The organism is Armatimonas sp. (genome assembly GCF_031410135.1).
Taxonomy (GTDB): Bacteria; Armatimonadota; Armatimonadia; order Armatimonadales; family Armatimonadaceae; genus Armatimonas.
This window is the reverse complement of the sequence record NZ_JANNYP010000200.1, coordinates 1-4535: the sequence shown is the minus strand read 5'-3', so window position 1 is coordinate 4535 and position 4535 is coordinate 1. Positions and strand designations below refer to the sequence as shown.

Genomic DNA, 4535 nt, shown 5'->3' with positions numbered 1-4535 from the left:
CCAAAAGCTCCCGGACCACATCCGGCCCGAGGGATTGGCCAGTGCCCCTGGCTTGTGCCTCCAGAGCCCGTTCACCTTCAAGCAGTACGGCCAGTCGGGCCGCTGGGTCAGTGAGGTGTTCCCGGAACAGGCAAAGCTCGTGGACGAAATGGCGTTCTTCATGGCGATGGCCAGCAAGTCCAGTGTCCACGGCCCTGCCTCGTACATGATGAACACAGGCTTCATCCAGCCGGGGTTTCCGTCCATGGGGGCATGGATTTCGTACGCAATCGGGAACCTTCGCGACAACTTGCCGACCTTCGTGGTGCTCCCGGATGCGCGCGGCCTTCCGTACAACCAGCGCGGGAACTTCAGCAGCGGGTTCCTGCCCGTGGTGCACCAGGGGACGATGATCAACGGGACAGGGCCGGGCGCGGTCTCCGACCTCTTTGCTGGTAGCCGCTACAAGTTCGCGAGTCCTGCCTCCGACAAGGCGGGGCTGGACGCCTTGAACCAGCTGAATAAGAGCCATGCGGCATCCCATCCCGGCGACTCCCGGCTGGATGCCCGCATCGCCAGCTACGAGCTAGCGGCACGAATGCAGCTGAGTGCGCCGGAGGCGTTCGACCTCTCGCGCGAGTCGCAGGCGGTGAAGGACTCGTACGGAATCGGGTCGCCGCCCACAGACGACTTTGGCAAGCGCTGCCTGCTCGCCGCGCGGCTGGCGGAGCGAGGCGTGCGCTTTGTCCAGGTGTGGAGCGGCCCACAAGGCGCGGTGAACAACTGGGACAACCACGGGAGTATCAAGAAGGAGCTGGTGCCGATGGCGGCGCAGGTGGACAAGCCGATCGCGGCGCTACTGCGCGACCTCAAGGCGCGCGGGCTGGACAAGGACACGCTGGTGATCTGGACCACCGAGTTTGGCCGAACCCCAACGGCGCAGAGCGGCGACGGCCGCGACCACAACGGCGGAACCTTCGTGTCCTGGATCTGGGGCGCGGGCGTGAAGCCGGGCGTGGCGTACGGAGAGAGCGACGAGCTGGCGTTCAAAACCGCCGTCAACACTACCTATTCGTACGACTTCCACGCAACCGTGCTACATCTGCTGGGCATTGATCACACCAAACTGACCTGGCGTCAGAACGGCATCGACCGCCGCCTCACCGACGTGCACGGACACGTGGTGAAGGAAGTTCTCGCTTAGCCGCGCATGTCCATCCCGCCATCTACCGTGAGAGTCATGCCGGTAACAAACTTTGCCAAGTCAGAGAGCAGAAAGACCGTCGGCCCGGCGATATCGTCGGGCTGGCCGATGCGGCCCAGTGCGAACTTCTTGCCCTCACTCTCGCGGCCGAGGGCATCCAGCGACGGCGCGGCCATGTCGGTGTCTGTCCAAGCGGGGGCGATGCAGTTGACACGAATGTTGTCGCTACCTAGCTCCTTTGCCATCGAGCGCATGAAGAGAATCTGTGCGCCCTTGCTGGTGGCGTAGGCAGAGAAGACATCGCTTCCCCGCTGGCCTGCGGTGCTGGTATAGATCACGATGCTCCCGCCGCCTCGCTCGCGCAGATGGGGAACTGCGGCCTTGACGGTCAGAAATGTCCCGGCCAGGTTGATCTCCATCGTCCGGTTCCAGAACGCCAGATCCATCTCGTCGAGGCTTGCGCCCTCGAAGATTCCCGCCGAGACCACCACGCCGGTGAGTGGCCCCAATGTCGCGACGGCGGCGTCAATCGCGTGTTGTGCGGCACCCTCTTGCGCGACATCGGCCTGGAACGCGGCTGCACGCCCACCTGCCGCCACAATCGCGTCCACCGTTGCGTGTGCCGCCGCCGCGTTGCTCAGATAGTTCACCGAGACCGCCGCGCCCGCCTTGGCCGCCATGATGGCCGCTGCCCGCCCAATACCCCGCGAGCCGCCCGCGATAAAGACATGCTGTCCAGAAAGATCAATCATACAAGCATTTTACCTGCTGGCACGCTGCTTTTTCGTCGTGGTTTGCCAGACATAGAGCTGGTAGTAGCCAAAGAGCATCCCGTAGGTCCAGGGAGCCTTGACACAGGTGACCAGAAGAAGATAGCAGCCGGCACAGATCAGCCCCCACAAAATCGGTGAGCGGCGCAGTCCCTGCCAGCGCAGCTCCTTTAGCACACGCTCCGTCTCGCCAAACTTTTCGCGGGCAGAGATTTGTGCCTGCTCCGGCGTCTCTCCCAGCTCAACGTAGGCTTGCATCCGCTCAGCAAAGTGCGCTTCAAGCTCAGCTCTGTCCTCGTCACGGAATTTCTGCTTCATACTCGCTTCTTCTCCTGGCGAGCACGGAAGGCCAATCGCCAGCCAATCAGTGCGCCGTGGAGGGTGGGAACCAGGATCAGCCCTTCAAGGCCCGGGACGAGTGCCATAGGAATCACACTAAACACCAAGATTCCCAGCACAAGGGCGGGTATCTGCCGGGGGAAGCGCTCGCCTCCCTTCCAGACCACCAGCAGTGCCGCCGGAGCGAGGGTCACGTAGACGCGCATCAGCAAGAGAAGCCCCTCGGTTCCTCCTATTGGGAAAGGCTGGCGCTCATGGAGAACCGGAGCCACCATCCAGCCCGTGAGCAGGTGCAGCACTACTGCCGTCGCGAGCCAGCAAAGCCCCGCTAGCGCCCCGATTATCACCGGATGCCGTCGCATTCGTTGCCAACATAGTTGCCGCTTGAGCGTTTCCAGATCGCCGAACTTCTCCCGCGCCGAAAGCTGTGCCTGCTCGGGCGTTTCGCCTAGTTCGAGATAGGCTTGGACGCGCTCCGCGAAGTGCGCTTCAAGCTCAGCTTGGTCATCCTCAAATCGCTGGTTTTGCACCTTGTCCTCCTAAGTTGCCCAGGATGCGCTCGACATTTTTGGCGTAGCTGCGCCAGAGGGTGGCGCGGCGGCTGGCTTCGAGCTTGCCTTCATCAGTGAGGCGGTAGGTTTTTCGGGGCGGGCCGCCGCTCTCGGAGCTGGGCTGCCACTCGCCCACGATCAGGCCGTCGTCCTCTAAAGCACGTAAGGCGGGATAGAGCGCACCGTCGCGCAGGACAAGACCGCCCTCGCAGCGCTGATCAATCTCGCGTGCAATCGCGTAGCCGTGCGCCGGGCCGCTCTCCAAAATGGCGAGGACAAAGATCGGTATGTCGTTTCGTGGAAGCTCTCGTGCCATACTCTAAAAACTACCCCGAAAAGAGAATATCCTGAATTCGGGGTAGTGTCAAGGGATTGTCAAGCGGTATACTGCACACGAATGCGTAAGCCTGTCAGCAAGAAGAAGCCCGCCCCCAAGAAGAAGGTCAGTAAAGCTCCCCCGCCTCTCCATAAGGTGATTGTGATTATTGACCCCGGGCATGGGGGCACCGATCCGGGAGCTAGTGCGGGGGGAGTTACCGAGGCAATGCTGACCTATCGCATGGCGGCGACGCTGGCGGAGGTGGTTAAGCAGCTGGGTGCTGAGGTGCACTTCACGGTGCGAAGCGCGGCTCTCCGACGCAAGCCCATCGAGCCTCCCAAGCTTCCCAAGCCCGAGGCGAAGAAGCCCACACCCAAAGAGAAAGAGAGAGAGCTGCCTCGACATCCCGAGCCCGCTTTGCTGGCCCCGCGTGATGCCGTGCTTGCCAGTGGTCGTCGCCTCGACATGAACAACGATGTCCCCGAGTTTCTCCATGCCCGCGCGGAGATCGGAGCGCGTTTCTGGAAGCTCCGCAAGCCGCATGTGGTCTTTCTCTCGCTGCACTTTGATGTCTCGGAAGGCTCCCCTGACGACCACGGGGGCTTTACGATGTGGGATATCCGTGAGGATCACCCCCCGATGCTGGTGCGGGAGATCACGCGGCGTTTTGGAGCAGCGGGGCTCTGTGGCAACCGCCGCAAGCAGCCACGCCCCAATGATCTCGGGGTCACCAATCCCGAGTTCAACCCCGTGCCCCAGAAAACCCTGGTGGAGCTCGCGACGATCACCAACGCAGCCGACCGCAAAAACGCCCTCGATCCCCGCTGGCGCTGGCGCGTCGCTCGCATTTTAGCCGACTCGATTGTCGCTTGCAAAAAGGCGAAGATAATCTGACGGGGTATACTTTGCCCTGTGCCCAGCGAAAACGATGACTCAGATGACTCTATAGTCCGACTTCTCGACGACAACACGGCCAATCAGATTGCGGCGGGCGAGGTGGTTGAGCGACCATCGTCGGTGGTCAAGGAGCTTGTCGAAAATAGCCTGGACGCGGGTGCCACTCGCATCGAGGTGGAGCTTTTCGAGGGTGGCAAGCGGAAGATCGTGATCCGGGACAACGGAGCGGGGATGAGCCGCGCGGATGCGATTCTGGCACTCCAGCGCCACGCCACCAGCAAGATCCGTAGCGCCGACGATTTGTTTTCCATCCACACGCTCGGCTTTCGCGGCGAGGCACTGCCCTCGATTGCCTCGGTCTCAGACTTTCGGATTCTGACCAAGCGCCCACAGGATGAGACGGGCACGGAGCTGATCTCCTATCCCGGCTCCTCCGACCCGCGCCAAGCGCTGGCCGCGGTCTATGGCCGCGATGT

The 4535-nt window shown here is 62.2% G+C and carries 7 protein-coding genes; 3 read left to right on the top strand and 4 right to left on the bottom strand.

Features of this window, described 5'->3' with window-relative positions; genetic code table 11:
• Positions 1-1183, top strand: a 1183-nt coding sequence (locus RMO15_RS07250) for a DUF1501 domain-containing protein (RefSeq protein ID WP_309709863.1), incomplete at its 5' end; no start/stop codon positions are given.
• On the opposite strand, the gene RMO15_RS07245 is transcribed toward RMO15_RS07250, so the two are convergent.
• The 4 genes from RMO15_RS07245 to RMO15_RS07230 are packed head-to-tail and all read right to left on the bottom strand — an operon-like array spanning position 1180 to position 3159.
• Positions 1180-1935 carry an SDR family NAD(P)-dependent oxidoreductase gene (locus tag RMO15_RS07245; RefSeq protein ID WP_309709860.1) on the bottom strand — a complete coding sequence of 252 codons (756 nt, stop codon included), beginning with the start codon at positions 1933-1935 and terminating at the stop codon, positions 1180-1182. The two genes, RMO15_RS07250 and RMO15_RS07245, sit on opposite strands and share 4 nt — an antisense overlap.
• A 9-nt stretch (positions 1936-1944) precedes the next feature.
• Entirely contained in the window at positions 1945-2271 is a 327-nt protein-coding gene (locus RMO15_RS07240) for a permease prefix domain 1-containing protein (RefSeq protein ID WP_309709858.1), read from the bottom strand.
• Positions 2268-2822: a permease prefix domain 1-containing protein gene (locus RMO15_RS07235; RefSeq protein WP_309709855.1), complete on the bottom strand. Its 555-nt coding sequence runs from the start codon at positions 2820-2822 to the stop codon at positions 2268-2270. Before RMO15_RS07235 ends, RMO15_RS07240 begins: the two co-directional genes overlap by 4 nt.
• Positions 2803-3159, bottom strand: a complete 357-nt coding sequence (locus RMO15_RS07230) for a PadR family transcriptional regulator (RefSeq protein WP_309709853.1) — start codon at positions 3157-3159, stop codon at positions 2803-2805. The genes RMO15_RS07235 and RMO15_RS07230 overlap by 20 nt, the downstream gene beginning before the upstream one ends.
• A gap of 81 nt (positions 3160-3240) precedes the next feature.
• Here RMO15_RS07230 and RMO15_RS07225 point away from each other — a divergent pair, with 81 nt between their 5' ends.
• Together RMO15_RS07225 and mutL are read left to right on the top strand one after the other, a co-directional pair.
• Positions 3241-4056: an N-acetylmuramoyl-L-alanine amidase gene (locus tag RMO15_RS07225; protein ID WP_309709851.1), complete on the top strand. Its 816-nt coding sequence runs from the start codon at positions 3241-3243 to the stop codon at positions 4054-4056.
• 18 nt (positions 4057-4074) lie between these two features.
• Positions 4075-4535: DNA mismatch repair endonuclease MutL (mutL, locus tag RMO15_RS07220; protein WP_309709848.1), on the top strand; the 461-nt coding region annotated here is incomplete at its 3' end.

Bases quoted from the DNA above. Each gene is read 5' to 3' on its own strand.
- RMO15_RS07245 (WP_309709860.1), bottom strand. From the start codon at position 1,935: ATGATTGATCTTTCTGGACAGCATGTCTTTATCGCGGGCGGCTCGCGG.
- RMO15_RS07240 (WP_309709858.1), bottom strand. From the start codon at position 2,271: ATGAAGCAGAAATTCCGTGACGAGGACAGAGCTGAGCTTGAAGCGCAC.
- RMO15_RS07230 (WP_309709853.1), bottom strand. From the start codon at position 3,159: ATGGCACGAGAGCTTCCACGAAACGACATACCGATCTTTGTCCTCGCC.
- RMO15_RS07225 (WP_309709851.1), top strand. From the start codon at position 3,241: ATGCGTAAGCCTGTCAGCAAGAAGAAGCCCGCCCCCAAGAAGAAGGTC.